This is a genomic window from Escherichia whittamii (assembly GCF_014836715.1).
In the GTDB taxonomy this organism is placed as follows: domain Bacteria; phylum Pseudomonadota; class Gammaproteobacteria; order Enterobacterales; family Enterobacteriaceae; genus Escherichia; species Escherichia whittamii.
In genome coordinates this window covers 160,926-178,706 of sequence record NZ_JACSQI010000009.1, presented here as the reverse complement: position 1 = coordinate 178,706, position 17,781 = coordinate 160,926, and the positions used below count along the sequence as shown (strand labels likewise).

Annotated in this window: 18 protein-coding genes; 6 read left to right on the top strand and 12 right to left on the bottom strand. The window is 49.9% G+C overall.

Features of this window, described 5'->3' with window-relative positions; translation table 11 throughout:
- Window positions 1-27 precede the first annotated feature (27 nt).
- From H9644_RS15190 to H9644_RS15180, 3 genes are all read right to left on the bottom strand, one after another.
- Window positions 28-558, bottom strand: a complete 531-nt coding sequence (locus H9644_RS15190; protein WP_105289331.1) for a helix-turn-helix transcriptional regulator — start codon at window positions 556-558, stop codon at window positions 28-30.
- Window positions 559-713: 155 nt separating this feature from the next.
- The gene (locus H9644_RS15185; RefSeq protein WP_105289332.1) at window positions 714-1,283 is read right to left on the bottom strand and encodes a Slp family lipoprotein; all 570 of its coding nucleotides are present in this window, start codon (window positions 1,281-1,283) and stop codon (window positions 714-716) included.
- Window positions 1,284-1,898: 615 nt separating this feature from the next.
- The gene (locus H9644_RS15180) at window positions 1,899-2,975 is read right to left on the bottom strand and encodes a permease (protein WP_191775185.1); all 1,077 of its coding nucleotides are present in this window, start codon (window positions 2,973-2,975) and stop codon (window positions 1,899-1,901) included.
- Window positions 2,976-3,080: 105 nt separating this feature from the next.
- Here H9644_RS15180 and H9644_RS15175 point away from each other — a divergent pair, with 105 nt between their 5' ends.
- Complete coding sequence (locus tag H9644_RS15175; protein ID WP_064527767.1) at window positions 3,081-3,401, top strand: ArsR/SmtB family transcription factor; 321 nt, start codon at window positions 3,081-3,083, stop codon at window positions 3,399-3,401.
- 20 nt (window positions 3,402-3,421) lie between these two features.
- Here H9644_RS15175 and arsC read toward each other — a convergent pair whose 3' ends face one another.
- From arsC to H9644_RS15155, 4 genes are all read right to left on the bottom strand, one after another.
- Window positions 3,422-3,847, bottom strand: coding sequence for a glutaredoxin-dependent arsenate reductase (arsC, locus tag H9644_RS15170; protein ID WP_105289334.1), 426 nt, complete (start codon window positions 3,845-3,847; stop codon window positions 3,422-3,424).
- Window positions 3,848-3,856: 9 nt separating this feature from the next.
- Window positions 3,857-5,149 (bottom strand): arsenite/antimonite:H(+) antiporter ArsB, encoded by a 1,293-nt coding sequence (gene arsB, locus H9644_RS15165; protein WP_191775183.1) that lies wholly within the window; start codon window positions 5,147-5,149, stop codon window positions 3,857-3,859.
- A gap of 54 nt (window positions 5,150-5,203) precedes the next feature.
- Window positions 5,204-5,557: an As(III)-sensing metalloregulatory transcriptional repressor ArsR gene (gene arsR / locus H9644_RS15160; RefSeq protein WP_064527761.1), complete on the bottom strand. Its 354-nt coding sequence runs from the start codon at window positions 5,555-5,557 to the stop codon at window positions 5,204-5,206.
- Window positions 5,558-6,100: 543 nt separating this feature from the next.
- A complete protein-coding gene (locus H9644_RS15155) occupies window positions 6,101-6,274 on the bottom strand; it encodes a hypothetical protein (RefSeq protein WP_157945703.1) in 174 nt (57 codons plus the stop codon).
- A 27-nt stretch (window positions 6,275-6,301) separates the two neighbouring features.
- On the opposite strand from H9644_RS15155, the gene dinQ reads away from it, so the two are divergent.
- On the top strand, window positions 6,302-6,385 hold the full coding sequence (gene dinQ, locus H9644_RS15150) for a damage-inducible type I toxin DinQ (RefSeq protein WP_001295215.1): 84 nt from the start codon (window positions 6,302-6,304) through the stop codon (window positions 6,383-6,385).
- Window positions 6,386-6,438: 53 nt separating this feature from the next.
- On the opposite strand, the gene gorA is transcribed toward dinQ, so the two are convergent.
- Window positions 6,439-7,791 (bottom strand): glutathione-disulfide reductase, encoded by a 1,353-nt coding sequence (gorA, locus tag H9644_RS15145; RefSeq protein WP_000160819.1) that lies wholly within the window; start codon window positions 7,789-7,791, stop codon window positions 6,439-6,441.
- Window positions 7,792-7,862: 71 nt separating this feature from the next.
- Entirely contained in the window at window positions 7,863-8,705 is an 843-nt protein-coding gene (rlmJ, locus tag H9644_RS15140) for a 23S rRNA (adenine(2030)-N(6))-methyltransferase (protein WP_105289337.1), read from the bottom strand.
- A 202-nt stretch (window positions 8,706-8,907) separates the two neighbouring features.
- On the opposite strand from rlmJ, the gene prlC reads away from it, so the two are divergent.
- Window positions 8,908-10,950, top strand: coding sequence for an oligopeptidase A (prlC, locus tag H9644_RS15135; RefSeq protein WP_021550035.1), 2,043 nt, complete (start codon window positions 8,908-8,910; stop codon window positions 10,948-10,950).
- Between the two features lie 7 nt (window positions 10,951-10,957).
- Window positions 10,958-11,710: a 16S rRNA (guanine(1516)-N(2))-methyltransferase RsmJ gene (gene rsmJ / locus H9644_RS15130; protein ID WP_064527753.1), complete on the top strand. Its 753-nt coding sequence runs from the start codon at window positions 10,958-10,960 to the stop codon at window positions 11,708-11,710.
- 48 nt (window positions 11,711-11,758) lie between these two features.
- Here the strand turns inward: rsmJ and dtpB are convergent, their stop codons facing one another.
- Window positions 11,759-13,228: a dipeptide/tripeptide permease DtpB gene (gene dtpB, locus H9644_RS15125; protein WP_191775181.1), complete on the bottom strand. Its 1,470-nt coding sequence runs from the start codon at window positions 13,226-13,228 to the stop codon at window positions 11,759-11,761.
- 355 nt (window positions 13,229-13,583) lie between these two features.
- Complete coding sequence (gene uspA, locus H9644_RS15120; RefSeq protein ID WP_000323571.1) at window positions 13,584-14,018, bottom strand: universal stress protein UspA; 435 nt, start codon at window positions 14,016-14,018, stop codon at window positions 13,584-13,586.
- A gap of 390 nt (window positions 14,019-14,408) precedes the next feature.
- Between uspA and uspB the strand changes: the two genes are divergently transcribed.
- Window positions 14,409-14,744 carry a universal stress protein UspB gene (gene uspB / locus H9644_RS15115; RefSeq protein WP_064527750.1) on the top strand — a complete coding sequence of 112 codons (336 nt, stop codon included), beginning with the start codon at window positions 14,409-14,411 and terminating at the stop codon, window positions 14,742-14,744.
- 67 nt (window positions 14,745-14,811) lie between these two features.
- Here uspB and pitA read toward each other — a convergent pair whose 3' ends face one another.
- Window positions 14,812-16,311, bottom strand: coding sequence for an inorganic phosphate transporter PitA (gene pitA, locus H9644_RS15110; RefSeq protein ID WP_064527748.1), 1,500 nt, complete (start codon window positions 16,309-16,311; stop codon window positions 14,812-14,814).
- 230 nt (window positions 16,312-16,541) lie between these two features.
- Between pitA and H9644_RS15105 the strand changes: the two genes are divergently transcribed.
- The gene (locus tag H9644_RS15105) at window positions 16,542-17,735 is read left to right on the top strand and encodes a BaiN/RdsA family NAD(P)/FAD-dependent oxidoreductase (protein WP_191775179.1); all 1,194 of its coding nucleotides are present in this window, start codon (window positions 16,542-16,544) and stop codon (window positions 17,733-17,735) included.
- Window positions 17,736-17,781 lie beyond the last annotated feature (46 nt).

The window sequence follows — 17,781 nt, the reverse complement described above, 5'->3', positions numbered from 1 at the left end:
AGCCTGGTTTGCCGTACCGCTCACAACTCAGACCAGATAATCAATATGTTGATGGCGCACCAGTTCATTGATCCGCTTAAGGTTGAGGATCATCATGATATTGTGCTTATGACAGTAAAACGTTTTTAATGATATTTTTAGTTGTTCCAGAATATCTTCCGTCGTCATTTGATTGGCAATGCAGGTAAGAACCTGATGCTGTTTGCATGAGAGTGAAACATCAGCTTCTGGCGCAGAGCAGTAACTGCCATTGATGAGCGCGATAAAGTCGATGATCGTGATGGCCCGCTGAACAAACGTCACCGGTATTTTCCCCAGACAACGTTTTATATTAAACGGTGAGAAAATGATTACATGAACGGGATTCAATCGTTTAATTTTATTGAGCAATGTTGAATGAAATACATTATTCATTAATGTATCAATAATGACTAAGGAATTTTGGTGCAACGTTAAGTCGATTTCTTCTTCGGTCTGTATATGGACGACATTACCTTTATTCAGGATGCTTTTCATCGCGGTGAAGAACATCATATCCCTAGTAATTATAAGAAACATAACCGACTCCTGTTGCGGACATTAACTTTATAATCAGGCTGCCAAAAGTAATTAACAGGACAGTGCTTATAATTATACTAATTAGCTTGCTGTGCATTAATTGGATGTGTTCGAAGATGCAGATACTTCATCAATATCCGCATCTTCAAGTAATGTTATTTGACCAGTTCTGGCGTTACCTGGCTAACCGCATCGGTATAGTAAGGTGTTCCGCCCCAGCCGGGTTCTGGCCAGAATGCGCCGTAGCCGTAATCCCACAGGTTGTAGGTGGTGTTCACCACTTCTCGTAAATGCCACACCTGAATTCCCTGCATATTCACTTCAACGAAGTTATATGGGACTTTATTGATAAAGCCAGGTTGTTCGCCCTGAATGGTTCCGAGGATGGTGACATAGTGGTTACGGTAGTTTACTGGGTCAAGGAAACCACTTTGTCTGGCAAGAAGCCGGCCCTGATAATTTGCTTCAATATCCGGTTTTGCATAGCTATCCAGCGGTAATACTGCGATTTCTAACAGTGTATCTGTTTTACCATTAATGACGTTAAGCACTTTACCGCCAAAACGAGCCTGCTGACCAACGTATAAATTGGGTTGGTTATGTACAGCAACAAAACTTTTCTGAATATCAGGCTGGTTGTTACCTTTGATATTTTGTGGAATAGAACTACACGCGGCAAGCAATAATGCAAGGCTGACGATGAGAGCACCTTTTGACTTGTTCATGTTACTATCCTTATCAACAAATGTTAAAACCATAATAGATATTTATTTATGGTTTTCATCTGATTCTTAAGTGATATGCCTGATAGTAGTGAAAAACTGTCTGATATTTATATGGCTTGCATTTAGTTCAATGCGGGAAATATTGGGGAGTGATATTATTATGTGTGGTATAGAACACAATCTATTTATTTTAAAATCACAAAAATTATATTATTCATTTGATGACTATAGAGTGTTAATCTTCAACGCGATGATAACACATTCAGATAAAAAATTTGTATGCTTTTTCACCACTTAGAATATCGATTTTCAATCTATGTTTAGTGTCTTTTACATCAGACCCTGGATGCATGTTTAAATTATTTGAAATCGTGTTGTATTAGTTATTAAAGTCTCTTCTTTAAAAATGAGCAAAACAGTTAGAAAGATATATTGCTTCTCTGACAAGAAGTCAGAGAAGCACGATTGTCCTTTTCTTGTTGATGGGACTATCAATTTTTTAGTCAATTCGTTAATTAAGATTATTGTGATTTTTAATTGATGTTGAATCCATGATTTTCTACTTAGATTGATTAGGAACTAACAATTCTATCTATAACATTATATTAGACTTTTTTAAAACAGCACTTGAGTCAAATAACCCATCAAGATAGCCATACTTAAAATAACCGTCAAAAATGCGATTATCATCGGCATTCTGAACATTGATTTAAGCAATATTACTTCTGTCAGGCTTGCTCCGGCACTACCGATAATCAGGGCCATTAATGCTCCCAGACCCATTCCTTTCGTCATCAGAACGGATGCAAGCGGTATCATTGCCTCAGCCCTGATATACAGCGGAATACCGACAATTGCACTTAGCGGAATGGCGAAGGGATTATCTGCTCCTGCATGAGTGGCAATCCATTCTGAAGGGATAAAACCATAAATAAAAGCGCCTATTAAAACGCCTAACAAAAGATAGGGCAGTACGTCTTTAAACTGCTGCAATGCATCATTCATAGCTAATTTTATGGGATTAATACTTACCTCAGCTTCGGCACTGCAACAGTTTACTGTGGATTTCTCAATGGGGTTAGCAGGGCAGCACCCTGATACGTTCTGCTCGTTTCGTATTGTCTGTATGTTAATGATGGGGTTTGCGGCTGAACTACAGCAACTCACTTTGATCGGCGTATATGTTGCCTTTGGCGCAGGTGTTGTCGAAGCTTTGGACGGAGTACAACAACTTGCTGATGAGCTTTTATTGGCAACGATATGGCGTTCAAATCCCAGAGAATCCAGGACAATGCTGGCGAGGACTGAGACACCGGCAGCGATAATTGCGTACAACAATGTGACTTTCCAGCCAAAGGTCATCCACATTAGCCCGACGATAATGGGATTAAGTAGCGGTGAGACAAATAAAAAAGTGAGGGTCGGACCAAACCCGGCTTTTGCCGATAACAATCCACGTAACATGGGTATTGTCGAGCAACTACAGAAAGGGGTAACGGCCCCTAATAGAGCTGCCAGAAGGTAGCCTTTCCCTTTTCTTGCCCCCATCATCTGCTGGATTTTATGGTCAGGCACCTTTTGTCTTATCAGACTGACACCGGCACTAATCACTATAAACAGTAAAGAAAGCTCGACGGCGAGAAACACAAACATCTCTGCGGCATCTTGCAGCATCGCAAGCCAACTACTCATATGTAACCTCATTGGATAAAACTATATTTCCAGAATAATCGAAATAAAATTCAGATCAAGATATTTCTGGTATTATCGAAATGTCAACCAGACAGAGGGGGTCACATGCAGTTGGAAGAAGTTGCTAAAGCGCTGAAAGAGCTAGGTCACCCGACCCGTTTGTTCATATTTAAACATCTTGTCAAAGCCGGGGAACAAGGTTTACCTGTCGGTGATTTGCAAAAGCAGCTTGGGATCCCTGGCTCGACACTCAGTCACCACATTTCCGCACTGGTATCCGTAGGGCTGGTTAAGCAAAACCGTGAGAGCCGGACGCTGATGTGTGTTTCGCAATACGCAATGCTGGAAGCGATAATTGAATTCTTACGCGAGGAGTGCTGTGTAAACAGCAAAACAGATGGCGAAGGAGCCGCGGAGAACAAATAAGGGGGTATATCCCCCTTTAGTCATTTCAGGCGCTTACCTGCCTCATCAACCACTTTCTCGCCATCTTCCTTGGTGAACGCGCTTTTTTGCGCATCTGGCAGAATTTCCAGCACGACTTCTGAAGGGCGGCACAATCGCGTACCCAGAGGCGTCACAACAATCGGGCGGTTAATGAGGATGGGATGTTGCAGCATAAAGTCGATTAACTGAGCGTCAGTTAAATCATCATCTTCAAGGTTTAGCGCTTCATAAGGTTCAACGTTCTTACGTAGCAGCGCACGAACGGAAATCCCCATATCGGCAATGAGTTTTACCAGCTCATCACGCGTCGGTGGTGTTTCCAGATAATGGATAATGGTCGGCTCTGTACCACTGTTACGGATCATCTCCAGCGTGTTACGCGACGTGCCGCAGGCCGGGTTGTGATAAATGGTAATGTTGCTCATTTCAGTATCTCATTGCAAAGTGAAAGAGAGGCGTAGCGCCAGCGCGGCCAGCGTTACAAACAGCACAGGCAGGGTCATGATAATCCCTGTACGGAAGTAATATCCCCAGCTGATTGTCATATTCTTCTGCGAAAGTACATGCAGCCAGAGCAGCGTCGCCAGGCTACCAATCGGTGTAATTTTTGGCCCCAAATCGCAGCCAATCACGTTGGCGTAAATCATCGCTTCTTTGATAACGCCAGATGCCGTGCTGCCATCAATGGACAATGCGCCAACCAGTACCGTTGGCATATTGTTCATAATAGAAGAGAGGAAAGCGGTGAGGAATCCAGTACCGAGCGTCGCGGCCCACAGGCCGTGATTTGCCAGCACGTTGAGTACGCCAGAAAGAGATTCCGTAAGTCCGGCATTGCGCAGGCCATAAACCACCAGATACATGCCGAGCGAGAAGATGACAATCTGCCAGGGCGCACCGCGTAGCACCTTACCCGTATTAATCGCATGACCGCGTTTAGCGACCACAAACAAAATCAGCGCACCTACCGCTGCAATGGCGCTCACCGGAATACCGAGTGGTTCAAGGACGAAAAATCCCACCAGCAGAAGCAGTAAAACAACCCAGCCAGTTTTGAAGGTAGCGGGATCTTTAATCGCTTCTGCGGGAGGTTTCAGCCGCGCCATATCGTAGTTTTGCGGAATGTCTTTGCGAAAATAGAGATGTAACATCACCAGAGTGGCAACAATCGCGGCGATATCAACAGGCACCATCACCGAGGCATATTCGCGAAAACCGAGGCCAAAGAAATCTGCCGAAACGATATTCACCAGGTTGGAGACAATAAGTGGCAGGCTGGCGGTATCGGCAATGAATCCGGCAGCCATCACGAACGCAAGCGTAGTGCCTTTACTGAACCCTAAAGCCAGCAGCATGGCGATGACAATCGGCGTCAAAATAAGCGCCGCACCATCATTGGCAAACAGGGCGGCAACGGCGGCACCGAGCAGGACAATCCAGGTAAACAGCAAGCGACCGCGTCCATTGCCCCAGCGTGAAACGTGCAGCGCCGCCCATTCAAAAAAGCCGGACTCATCCAGCAGCAGACTAATAATAATAACGGCAATAAATGCGGCAGTCGCGTTCCAGACAATATTCCATACCACTGGAATATCGTGTGGATGGACCACTCCCGTAACTAACGCCAGTACTGCGCCTAATGTCGCACTCCAGCCGATGCCTAAACCTTTCGGTTGCCAGATAACCAATACGATGGTCAGGACAAATATAGCGCCTGCCAGTAACATAATGCCTCCCTGATAAAACACATTCGATAATCCATATGTGTTTAGATAAATTTTTTAACTGCAAATGTTCTTACTGTCTGCGGAACAATTTTGTCGGGCCAGATTACGGACAATAGCCTGAACTTTTTCCTGTTCACATCGCCAGGCCTGCTCAATAATTTTCGCCGCCCAGGAAGGAATATGCGGTGATAAGCGGTAATGAACCCACTTACCTTGCTTGCGATCCAGCAATAACCCGCTTTCACGCAGCAATGCCAGGTGGCGCGAGATCTTGGGCTGCGACTGATTCAGGGCTGTACAGAGATCACAGACGCATAACTCACCCATCTCACTGAGCAGTAAAACGATGCCCAGACGCGTTTCATCGGCAAGAATTTTGAAGAGTTGGATGGGTAGCAGAAATGACATATTGCGCTCCTGATTGTTGCAGGTAGTGTCTATCTTTGAAGCGGATAAGTCAAAAACATATATGGTTTAACGAATGCGTAAGTGCAGAGGAAGATAATAGATGTGAATTAAGCGTTGGGTATTCATTTGAAAAAATGACCCGAATCAGGACGTAAAAAAACCGACTTTGCGTCGGTTTTTTACTTTCCAGCCCCGAGTTGGTGGCTCTGGCCGGAGTGAGAATGCCATCATCTAACAGCTCAATACTATTAGCCAGTGGCTAACATTGCAAGCGTTAGCGATTTCTTCAGCTGGCGGAGGGGGCTCTTCGGTATATATCGCAGTGAAAGACGATTTATATACTTTCACCGGGTCATCGCCGTATTAAGCCTTGTCCGAATCAGGACGTAAAAAAACCGACTTGTCGTCGGTTTTTTACTTTTCAGCCCTGAGTTGGTAGCTCTGGCTGGAGTGAGATAGCCATCATCTAACGCATCAATGCTAATACCATACTGAAACTATTGCAAGGACGTGCTGGTTTTATCACCTACACGTACTGTATGATTATCCAGTTAGCTCTGAGGCATTTTCACTCTGGTAATGCGCATAAACGCTTTCAAAGTCCTGGTCAGAAGTACGGGTGGTGCCGTTAACTGATGCTCTGGCCGGAGTGAGATAGTCGTCATCTAACAATGGGACATGCGCCGTGACAGGCAATGGATGAGTAAGCGGATGCATTCTCACTCCATCGCATGGAGAAAACGGGTGATTGATAAAGCAATCATCGTTCTTGGGGCGTTAATTGCGCTGCTGGAACTGATCCGCTTCCTGCTTCAGCTTTTGAACTGATAGCGGAAACGTAGCTAAGGGCTAAGAGCACACTACTCTTAGCCCTTTAACATTTAACGCATGGTAACGAACTCTTCTGCCGCCGTTGGGTGAATGGCGACGGTATTGTCGAAGTCTTTCTTGGTTGCGCCCATCTTCAGCGCCACCGCGAAGCCCTGCAACATTTCATCCATACCAAAACCAATGCCATGAATACCGACAATCTTCTCTTCCGGTCCAACGCATACCAGTTTCATGCGGCACGGTTGGCGGTGTGTGGTGACGGCGGTATACATGGCGGTGAAAGAGGATTTATACACTTTCACCTGGTCGTCGCCGTACTGCTCGCGCGCCTGCGGTTCCGTTAAACCAACAGTACCAATCGGCGGATGGCTGAAGACCACGGTCGGAATGTTGCTGTAATCCAGATGCTCATCCGGCTTGTTATTAAACAGGCGTTCAGAGAGACGACGACCCGCTGCAACTGCGACTGGCGTCAGTTCCACTGCCCCCGTGTTATCGCCCACCGCGTAAATACCTTCAACGTTGGTATTTTGATATTTATCGACGACGATATAGCCTTTTTCGTTGGTTTTCACGCCAGCTGCTTCGAGGTTGATGTTGTCATTGGCAGGCTCACGACCAATCGCCCAAATCAGGCAATCCACCGTTTCACTGCGACCATCTTCCAGCTCCAGCGTCAGGCTGCCATCGGCATTTTTTACTACCGCTTTCGGAATGGCGTTGGTATGCAACTGCGGGCCTTCGGCGTTCATCACTTCGACCAGTGTTTCAGTGATCATCGGGTCGAAGCTGCGCAGCGGCGCGTGTTTACGCACAAACAGATGCGTCTTCGCGCCGAGGCCGTTAATCACGCCCGCCAGTTCAACGGCGATGTAACCCGCACCAACAACCGCCACGCGCTCTGGCAACGCTGGGAGAGCGAAGAAACCATCGGAATCAATGCCGTATTCCACGCCCGGAATATCCGGGTGGCTCGGACGACCGCCGGTGGCGATCAGAATATGGTCGGCCGTGATAGTTTCACCGTTAACTTCCAGCGTTTTGGCATCAACGAAGCGGGCAAAGCCCTTGATTACATCAACGTTATTTTTACCGAGTACGTTTTCATAGGAGGTATGAATACGGTCGATATAGGCGGTACGGCTGGCGATCAACGTTTCCCAGTTGAATTTGTTGATGGTGGTATCAAAGCCATAATCCGGGCCGTACATGTGGATCGCTTCACGGATTTGCGCCGCGTGCCACATCACTTTTTTAGGTACGCAGCCGACGTTCACGCAGGTGCCGCCCAGCTCTTTGGCTTCAATCAGCGCGCATTTCTGGCCGTACATAGCCGCGCGGTTGATGGAGGCGATACCGCCGCTGCCGCCGCCGATGGCGATGTAATCATAGTGTTTTGTCATGACATATTGTCCTTATCGTTGATTACCGCGATTGTAGCGCGAGAAGTAATAGGTGCCAGCGATGGCTGCAATTACTCTGGCACGATCCAGCTTACGGTGGCATGCCCGGTGCCTGCCGGAACCAGTTTGCTGTGCAGCCACGGCAGCACGTTATTCATCTGTTGTTCCAGCTTCCACGGCGGGTTAATCACAATCATGCCGGAAGCGGTCATGCCACGGCGATCGCTGTCTGGCAGTACCGCCAGTTCAATTTGCAGAATTTTGCGAATACCCGTCGCTTCCAGGTCGTGGATCATGCGCTTAATTTGCTGACGCAGTACCACCGGATACCACAGTGCGTAAGTGCCGGTGGCGAAACGTTTGTAGCCTTCTGCTATCCCGCTGACCACCGCCTGATAATCTGTTTTCATTTCATACGGCGGGTCGATAAGGATTAAACCACGGCGGGAAACTGGCGGCAGTTTGGCCTTAAGCTGCTGGAAACCGTCGGCTTTTTCTACGCGCGCGCGATTGTCTTTCTGAAATTCAGAACGCAGCAACGGATAATCGCTCGGGTGTAGCTCGGTCAGTTGCAGGCTATCTTGTTCACGCAGTAACTGACGGGCAATCAACGGCGAGCCAGGGTAGTAACGCAACTGTCCGCTACGGTTGAAGTGTTTTACCACATTGATATATGGCTCCAGTTCTGCGGGCAAATCGTCCTGCTGCCAGATACGGGCGATACCTTCGAGATATTCGCCAGTGCGCTCGGCGTGTTCGCTGCTTAACTGATAACGCCCGGCACCCGCGTGGGTATCGAGATAGAGAAACGGTTTATCCTTCTCTTTCAGCGACTCGATGATCAGGCTCTGAACGGTATGTTTAAGGACGTCGGCGTGGTTGCCAGCGTGAAAGCTGTGGCGATAACTGAGCATGGGTAAAGGTGTTCCGGTAAGTAAAAATCGGCCCGTATTCGGGGCGCACAAAAGCATATCAGGACAGTATACCGAAAAGAGGCTGTCGCCGCGAAAGCGTAACGTTTCTCATTGAAATTCACTACACTTAACCCCATGCTACAAACATTATGTAAAGCGCCTGTTGAGCGCTTCCTTAACCTCTTTAACCAGGACTGCGCTAATGACGAATCCGTTACTGACTCCCTTTGAACTCCCGCCTTTTTCTAAAATCCTCCCGGAACATGTGGTTCCTGCCGTTACTAAGGCGCTGAATGACTGCCGCGAAAATGTGGAGCGCGTAGTCGCACAGGGTGCACCGTACACCTGGGAAAATCTCTGCCAGCCGCTGGCAGAAGTGGACGATGTGCTGGGGCGAATTTTCTCCCCGGTCAGCCACCTGAACTCGGTGAAAAATAGCCCGGAGCTGCGCGAAGCGTACGAACAAACCCTGCCGCTGTTGTCAGAATACAGCACCTGGGTAGGGCAACACGAAGGGCTGTACAAAGCATACCGCGATCTGCGTGATGGTGATTACTACGCCACGCTGAACACGGCGCAGAAGAAAGCGGTTGATAACGCACTGCGTGATTTTGAACTGTCTGGCATTGGTCTGCCGAAAGAGAAACAGCAGCGCTACGGCGAAATTGCTACTCGTCTTTCCGAGCTGGGCAACCAGTACAGCAACAACGTCCTTGATGCGACGATGGGCTGGACCAAACTTGTTACCGACGAAGCGGAACTGGCGGGGATGCCAGAAAGCGCACTGGCTGCGGCAAAAGCCCAGGCCGAAGCGAAAGAACTGGAAGGCTATCTGCTGACGCTGGATATCCCAAGCTACCTGCCGGTGATGACCTACTGCGATAACCAGGCTCTACGTGAAGAGATGTACCGTGCTTACAGCACACGCGCTTCAGATCAAGGTCCGAATGCCGGTAAGTGGGATAACAGCAAGGTGATGGAAGAGATCCTCACCTTGCGTCACGAATTGGCGCAACTGCTGGGCTTTGAAAACTACGCGTTTAAATCACTCGCCACCAAAATGGCGGAGAACCCGCAGCAGGTACTTGATTTCTTAACCGATCTGGCCAAACGTGCGCGTCCGCAAGGCGAAAAAGAGCTGGCACAGCTGCGCGCCTTCGCCAAAGCCGAATTTGGCGTCGATGAGCTGCAACCGTGGGATATCGCGTACTACAGCGAAAAACAGAAACAGCATCTCTACAGCATCAGCGACGAACAACTGCGTCCGTACTTCCCGGAAAACAAAGCGGTTAACGGCCTGTTTGAAGTGGTGAAACGTATTTACGGCATCACAGCCAAAGAACGTAAAGATGTTGATGTCTGGCATCCGGATGTCCGTTTCTTCGAGCTTTATGACGAAAACAACGAACTGCGTGGCAGCTTCTACCTCGACCTGTACGCCCGTGAGAACAAGCGCGGCGGGGCGTGGATGGATGACTGCGTAGGCCAGATGCGCAAAGCCGACGGTTCGCTGCAAAAACCGGTTGCGTATCTGACCTGTAACTTCAACCGCCCGGTGAATGGTAAACCAGCGCTGTTTACCCACGACGAAGTGATCACTCTGTTCCATGAGTTCGGTCACGGCCTGCACCATATGCTGACCCGCATTGAAACCGCTGGTGTATCTGGTATCAGCGGGGTGCCGTGGGATGCGGTCGAACTGCCGAGCCAGTTTATGGAAAACTGGTGCTGGGAGCCGGAGGCGCTGGCGTTTATCTCTGGTCACTACGAAACCGGTGAACCGCTGCCGAAAGAGCTGCTGGATAAAATGCTGGCGGCGAAAAACTACCAGGCGGCGCTGTTTATTCTGCGTCAGCTGGAGTTCGGTCTGTTCGATTTCCGCCTTCATGCAGAATTCCGCCCGGATCAGGGGGCTAAAATCCTCGAAACCCTGGCAGAAATCAAGAAACTGGTTGCCGTGGTGCCGTCTCCGTCCTGGGGCCGTTTCCCGCATGCTTTCAGCCACATTTTTGCCGGTGGTTATGCGGCAGGTTACTACAGTTACCTGTGGGCCGACGTGCTGGCGGCGGATGCATTCTCACGCTTCGAAGAAGAAGGCATTTTCAACCGTGATACCGGGCAGTCGTTCCTCGACAACATTCTGAGCCGTGGTGGTTCAGAAGAGCCGATGGAGCTGTTCAAACGCTTCCGTGGTCGTGAACCGCAACTGGATGCGATGCTGGAGCATTACGGCATTAAGGGCTGATCATTCAGTGAAAATCTGCTTAATTGATGAAACAGGCGCCGGAGACGGCGCCTTATCTGTTCTGGCGGCCCGCTGGGGGCTGGAGCATGATGAAGACAACCTGATGGCGCTGGTGTTAACTACAGCGCATCTGGAACTGCGCAAGCGCGATGAGCCGAAACTTGGCGGCATTTTCGTTGATTTTGTTGGCGGAGCGATGGCGCACCGACGCAAATTCGGCGGCGGACGCGGTGAGGCAGTGGCGAAAGCGGTAGGCATTAAAGGTGATTATCTGCCGGACGTAGTAGACGCTACCGCAGGACTGGGGCGCGATGCCTTTGTGCTGGCGTCGGTCGGCTGCCGCGTGCGGATGCTGGAGCGTAATCCGGTGGTTGCCGCATTGCTCGACGACGGCCTGGCGCGTGGTTATGCGGATGCGGAAATCGGCGGCTGGTTGCAGGAGCGTTTGCAGTTGATTCACGCTTCCAGCCTGACGGCGCTGACCGATATTACCCCACGCCCGCAGGTGGTCTATCTCGACCCGATGTTCCCGCATAAGCAGAAAAGCGCGCTGGTGAAGAAAGAGATGCGCGTGTTTCAGTCGCTGGTGGGGCCGGACCTCGACGCCGATGGGTTGCTGGAGCCTGCGCGGCTGCTGGCGACCAAACGCGTGGTGGTAAAGCGCCCGGACTACGCGCCACCGCTGGCGAATGTTGCTACGCCAAACGCGGTTGTCACCAAAGGGCATCGGTTTGATATTTATGCCGGAACGCCGGTGTAAAAGTAAAGCAGGGTAGCGTTATCGCTACCCTGTTTTCTGCAAGAATAATTAATGGCTTTCCGGCGTCTCAATCATCCGTTTCAGCCACGGCACCATCAACAACATCACTACAGCAACGGCCAGCGTGACCAGACCAATCTTACCAAACACGTTGGTGTAAACAGGCAGCGTCTCAAGTGGATCGGTAATGTTGTCCGGCACCGCAGTAAATGTTGCCACATAGCCGCCCAGCAAGAATGCGGCGGCCTGCGTCAGGAACCACATCCCGAGAATAAAGCCCATCAAATGTTGTGGCACCAGAGCGGCAATCATTGCCAGGCCCAGGGCGCTAATAAACAGTTCACCTAAGCTCTGAAATAAGTAAACCAGCACGATAAACCACGGCGATGTCAGCCCCTGGGCATCCGCAAACCACATTCCCGCAGCGGCGGCTGTTAAAAAGCCCAGCGAGCACATAAACATACCAAGGGTAAATTTCATCGGCATGGAGAGGTCTTTACCTTTATTCCCCAGATGCGTGTAAATACCTGCCAGTACTGGGCTGGCGAGCACCACCCAGAACGGGTTAAGCGCCTGGAAGCTCACCGGGTTGATGGAAAAACCGAGAATTTCATGATGCACGTTGTTGATGGCAAAGAAGTTCAGCGACGTTGGCATCTGGGCGTAGAGGATGTAAAACACCACAGCTTCAAGCATCAGCACAAAGGCGACAAACATCTTATTGCGCCCGGTTTTATCCAGCTTGAATGCCTGACGGAAGAAGATAATGGTCACGACAATAGAGAGAGCAATCAGTACCAGATTGGCAACTTCCACGTTGTGCATCAGCCATGCGCAGACGAAGATCATCACCACGCTGCCCATCAGCACGTACAACAGTTTGCCGAAGTTCAGCGGCCGGAAGTCTGGCTCTGAACCAATATCTTGCACCATCCCGCGACAGGCGATGTAGACCAGTAGCGCGACAATCAAACCTGCCCCGCATAAGTTATAGGTGACGGAATAGCCAAATCGGTCAGCGATAACCGGTGCTAGCGACAGCGCAATCAGAGAGCCGATATTGATCGACATATAGAACAGGGTGAAAGCACCGTCGAGACGTGGATCTTTCGGTGGATAGCATTTCGAAAGCAGGCTTGCCGGGTTGGCTTTAAACAGGCCGTTGCCGACGGCGATGGTTCCCAGCGCGATGAAGATCAGGTCAGGCTTGAGTAGCGACATCCCAGTCATGAAGTAGCCTATCGCCAGAACAATTGCCCCAAGGACAATGGTGCGTTTAGTCCCTAACAGATGGTCGCCAACATAACCACCGATCGAGATAAGGCCATAGACCAGCGCAGCAAAGGCACCAAAGGTGACAAAAGCCTGCTCTTGTGAGAAACCGAGCTGTTTAACGAAGAAAACGGCCAGGACGCCTTGCACGCCGTAGTAACCGAATCGCTCCCATAGCTCGACAAAAAAGATCATGAAGAATGGGCGAGGTTGTTGCAGCATTCCCGTGGGGGTTGTTGTATTCATAATTTTTAGCCTTTCAATACCATCATGAAAAGTATGAACGCGTAAGTGATTGCGCGCGAAAGAGTTTACACATGTCTAAAATTCTTAATATTGATGTAATGAATGCATTAATGCACTATCACATCAAAAAATAACCAGCTAATAATGCTGATGGTTTGAAATATGATGGCGTTAAATGCTGTTTTATTGGAGTGTAAATTTGAATTATTCGATGCGTAGTTGAAGTTTCTGAGCGCAGATGAACACAGGCCTGATTGAGCGCTCTCGTGTTTGTATCCGCACGTCGCATTCGGGTACAACACAAAAAGCAGAACGCCCGCATAAGCGGGCGTTCAGGAGCAAGTGGGGGAGATGATTATTCTTCTTCGTCGCGCAGCGGAACAATCAGCATATCAACGTGAACGGTGTTGATCAGCTGACGCGCGGAAGACATCAGTTTGCTCCAGAAGTCCTGGTGGTGACCACAGACAACCAGGTCCATGTCGTATTTCTTGATCGCATCAACCAGAACCTGACCCAAATCGCCGCTGCCGCTCAGGGTTTCAGTGATTGGGTATCCTGCGTTGGTGGAGAGTTCGGTTAATGCATGGTGAGTCTCTTCGGAAATGCGTTTCTGCATGTCACCCAGATTTACATCAATAAGTCCGGTGTATAGGTCAGAGTAGTTTACATCTACGTGGATCAGAGAAACTTTCGCATTGTAGGGGCGAGCCATAGAGACTGCTTTCTCTACCAGAACTTTGCTTTCCGGGGAGAGATCGACCGCGATGAGAATGTGTTTATAAGCCATAGTGTTACTCCTTCCATAAAGTTGTCGATGACTGGCCAGCTAGCGTTTCTTGTGCCGTTACGTCACCCGCGTCCTGCGAACTACGTGCGCGGGGCTAACCCAGCCGTAAAGATTCAGTGAAAAGACCATCCTTACCTTATAGCGACCTGGATGATCCGTCAATCCGCCTTGCTTACCAATCAGATAATCAAATTTTCTACATGAATATATTGATAGTGGTTAACCTTATGGAAAAAAAACAACCTGATCTCCTACACTATCTATAGAGCCGCTCGGATGTTGGTCACCACAAAAGCGGTTTCTCCAGGACCTGGTGTTAACTGATTGGCAGCGTATCGGGAGCGGTAGCCCCGGAGGGGAACTCCGCGGGCAGGTCGCCGGGGAGGGGGTATGATAAGCACCGTCGCATTATTTTGGGCTTTATGTGTCGTTTGCATTGTTAACATGGCGCGCTATTTCTCATCACTACGCGCGTTGTTAGTAGTACTGCGTAATTGCGATCCATTGCTCTATCAATATGTTGATGGAGGGGGCTTTTTTACCTCACATGGCCAACCCAACAAACAGGTGCGTCTCGTTTGGTATATCTATGCCCAACGTTATCGCGATCATCACGATGATGAGTTCATCCGTCGCTGCGAGCGCCTGCGCCGTCAGTTTATTCTGACCAGCGCATTGTGTGGCCTGGTGGTGGTAAGCCTGATTGCGTTGATGATTTGGCATTAAGTACCACAGCAATAACGCATAAAAAAAGCGGGCCAGAAAACTGACCCGCTTTTTTTTGTACGTGCGATTACAGGAACTGCAAGGAGATCCAGTACAGCCCGCCGGAGAGCAGAACTGCAGCCGGGAGGGTAAATACCCAGGCCATCAGAATGCTGGTCACGGTTTTACGCTGTAAGCCGCCGCCGTCAACCACCATCGTCCCCGCTACGGAAGAGGAGAGTACGTGAGTGGTGGAAACGGGCATCCCGGTATAACTCGCCAGGCCGATAGACACTGCTGCCGTCATCTGAGCAGACATCCCCTGAGCGTAGGTCATGCCTTTCTTACCGATTTTCTCACCGATAGTGGTCGCCACACGACGCCAGCCAATCATCGTACCGATACCTAACGCCAGCGCGACCGCCATGATGATCCATACCGGAGCATACTCGATAGTACTTAGCATATCGGACTTCAGTTTCTTCAACAGACGCTGATCGTCAGCATTTACGCCAGGCATTTTCACCACTTTGTCGATGGTGTCAGAAACGCACAGCATAATGCGGCGCATCTGGCTACGTTGGTCAAGCGACAGCTTGTCGTAGCTTTCCACGTCAGCAGTCAACATGCCTTTCAGGCGATTGAGCGCGTTAATGGTATTTGACGGATGGCAGTGGAACTCCGCAGGTTGTGTTGCGCCTGCTTCCGGAGCCGGCACTAACTTATCATCACCGGTCGCCTGTTTCAGCAGTGCAGGGTGCTGCTCAAAGTAAGCTTCCACATTGTTGATGGCATCACGGGTACGGGTGATTTCGTAGCCAGTGGCATTCATATTCACCACGAAGCCCGCTGGTGCGACGCCAATCAGCACCAACATAACCAGACCAATGCCTTTCTGACCATCGTTCGCGCCGTGAGAAAACGCCACGCCGACAGCGGAAAGGATCAGCGCGATACGCGTCCAGAACGGCGGCTTTTTCTTGCCGTCTTTCTTTTCACGCTCCGCTGGGGTCAGGTGGATACGGGCGCGTTTCTTGGTGCCACTCCAGTAGCGACGCAGCAAGAAAATCAGACCGCCGGCAAACACCAGGCCGACAATAGGGGAAACGATCAGAGATGCGAAAATACTTAATACTTTCGGGATATTGAGTGCATCCACCACTGACGTACCAGTCATCAACGCATTGGTTAAACCAATACCAATGATCGCGCCAATCAGCGTATGGGAGCTGGATGCAGGTAAACCAAAGTACCAGGTACCCAGGTTCCAGATAATCGCTGCCAGCAACATAGAGAACACCATGGCAAGACCATGGGACGACCCCATATTAAGCAGCAGATCTGTCGGCAGCATATGCACAATGGCATAGGCAACACTAAGACCACCCAGCAAAACACCCAGGAAGTTGAACACTGCCGCCATAACCACAGCGAGCTGAGAACGCATCGCGCGGGTATAGATGACAGTTGCCACGGCGTTGGCTGTGTCATGGAAACCATTGATGGCTTCGTAGAACAGCACAAAAGCCAGTGCAAGCAATAATAACAGCCCGGTATGCAAATCCAGGCCAGCAAACAAATGTAGCATAGGACGTTACGCCATTTTGAGGACATGAACGCGGCGCATTATCAGTGACTTTCGCGGCGCGGGCAAAGTGAAATATAGATTTTTTTGATTTGCCTCCTGTATGAATTTCACTCAAAAAATAATTATCTTATATAATTCAGGTAAATACTTCCCCTAAGTAATATTGATGCTGGTGCGGCCACTGAGGAATCTTTACAATTCACGCCCATTTTTTCTAAGAGGAGCGCAACGTGGAAAGGTTTGATGCCATTATTATAGGCGCTGGTGCGGCGGGTATGTTCTGTTCTGCGCTGGCAGGTCAGGCAGGACGCCGGGTTCTGCTGATCGATAATGGTAAAAAACCAGGGCGCAAAATCCTCATGTCTGGCGGTGGGCGCTGCAATTTTACCAACCTTTATGTCGAACCTGGTGCCTATCTGAGCCAGAATCCGCATTTTTGTAAGTCTGCGCTCGCGCGTTTTACCCAGTGGGATTTCATTGATCTGGTCAATAAACACGGCATCGCCTGGCACGAGAAAACGTTAGGGCAACTCTTCTGTGATGACTCTGCGCAGCAGATTGTCGACATGCTGGTGGATGAGTGCGAGAAGGGCAATGTGACCTTCAGATTACGTAGCGAAGTGTTGAGCGTGGCGAAGGATGACGCGGGATTCACGCTTGAACTGAACGGCATGACCGTAGGTTGCGATAAACTGGTCATCGCGACGGGTGGCCTCTCGATGCCTGGCCTTGGCGCGTCACCATTTGGTTATAAGATTGCCGAACAATTCGGGCTGAACGTGTTGCCAACCCGCGCAGGCCTGGTGCCATTCACCCTGCATAAACCGTTGCTGGAGGAGTTACAGGTGCTGGCGGGCGTGGCGGTGCCTTCAGTGATCACCGCTGAAAACGGCACCGTATTCCGCGAGAACTTACTCTTCACCCACCGCGGCTTGTCTGGCCCTGCGGTATTGCAGATTTCCAGCTACTGGCAACCGGGGGAATTTGTCAGCATCAACCTGCTACCTGATGTCGACCTGGAAGCCTTTCTTAATGAACAGCGTAACGCGCATCCGAATCAGAGCCTGAAAAACACGTTGGCAGTTCATCTGCCGAAACGGTTGGTTGAACGGTTACAACAACTCGGGCAAATTCCGGATCTCTCGCTAAAACAGCTCAACGTGCGTGACCAACAGGCACTGATAAGCACATTGACCGACTGGCGCGTACAACCCAACGGCACCGAAGGCTATCGCACCGCGGAGGTGACGCTCGGCGGCGTGGACACCAACGAACTCTCTTCACGGACGATGGAAGCGCGCAAAGTGCCGGGCTTGTATTTTATCGGTGAAGTGATGGATGTTACCGGCTGGCTGGGGGGATATAACTTCCAGTGGGCGTGGTCCAGTGCGTGGGCTTGTGCGCAGGATTTGGCGGCAGAATAAGAAGCAAAATACCCCCTCGTTTCGCGGTGTAACCAGGGGGATTAAC

Excerpts from the sequence above, each read along its gene's own strand:
- H9644_RS15190 (WP_105289331.1), bottom strand. The coding sequence starts at position 558 with ATGTTTCTTATAATTACTAGGGATATGATGTTCTTCACCGCGATGAAA.
- H9644_RS15185 (WP_105289332.1), bottom strand. The coding sequence starts at position 1,283 with ATGAACAAGTCAAAAGGTGCTCTCATCGTCAGCCTTGCATTATTGCTT.
- H9644_RS15180 (WP_191775185.1), bottom strand. The coding sequence starts at position 2,975 with ATGAGTAGTTGGCTTGCGATGCTGCAAGATGCCGCAGAGATGTTTGTG.
- H9644_RS15175 (WP_064527767.1), top strand. The coding sequence starts at position 3,081 with ATGCAGTTGGAAGAAGTTGCTAAAGCGCTGAAAGAGCTAGGTCACCCG.
- arsC (WP_105289334.1), bottom strand. The coding sequence starts at position 3,847 with ATGAGCAACATTACCATTTATCACAACCCGGCCTGCGGCACGTCGCGT.
- arsB (WP_191775183.1), bottom strand. The coding sequence starts at position 5,149 with ATGTTACTGGCAGGCGCTATATTTGTCCTGACCATCGTATTGGTTATC.
- arsR (WP_064527761.1), bottom strand. The coding sequence starts at position 5,557 with ATGTCATTTCTGCTACCCATCCAACTCTTCAAAATTCTTGCCGATGAA.
- H9644_RS15155 (WP_157945703.1), bottom strand. The coding sequence starts at position 6,274 with ATGCATCCGCTTACTCATCCATTGCCTGTCACGGCGCATGTCCCATTG.
- gorA (WP_000160819.1), bottom strand. The coding sequence starts at position 7,791 with ATGACAAAACACTATGATTACATCGCCATCGGCGGCGGCAGCGGCGGT.
- rlmJ (WP_105289337.1), bottom strand. The coding sequence starts at position 8,705 with ATGCTCAGTTATCGCCACAGCTTTCACGCTGGCAACCACGCCGACGTC.
- prlC (WP_021550035.1), top strand. The coding sequence starts at position 8,908 with ATGACGAATCCGTTACTGACTCCCTTTGAACTCCCGCCTTTTTCTAAA.
- dtpB (WP_191775181.1), bottom strand. The coding sequence starts at position 13,228 with ATGAATACAACAACCCCCACGGGAATGCTGCAACAACCTCGCCCATTC.
- uspA (WP_000323571.1), bottom strand. The coding sequence starts at position 14,018 with ATGGCTTATAAACACATTCTCATCGCGGTCGATCTCTCCCCGGAAAGC.
- uspB (WP_064527750.1), top strand. The coding sequence starts at position 14,409 with ATGATAAGCACCGTCGCATTATTTTGGGCTTTATGTGTCGTTTGCATT.
- pitA (WP_064527748.1), bottom strand. The coding sequence starts at position 16,311 with ATGCTACATTTGTTTGCTGGCCTGGATTTGCATACCGGGCTGTTATTA.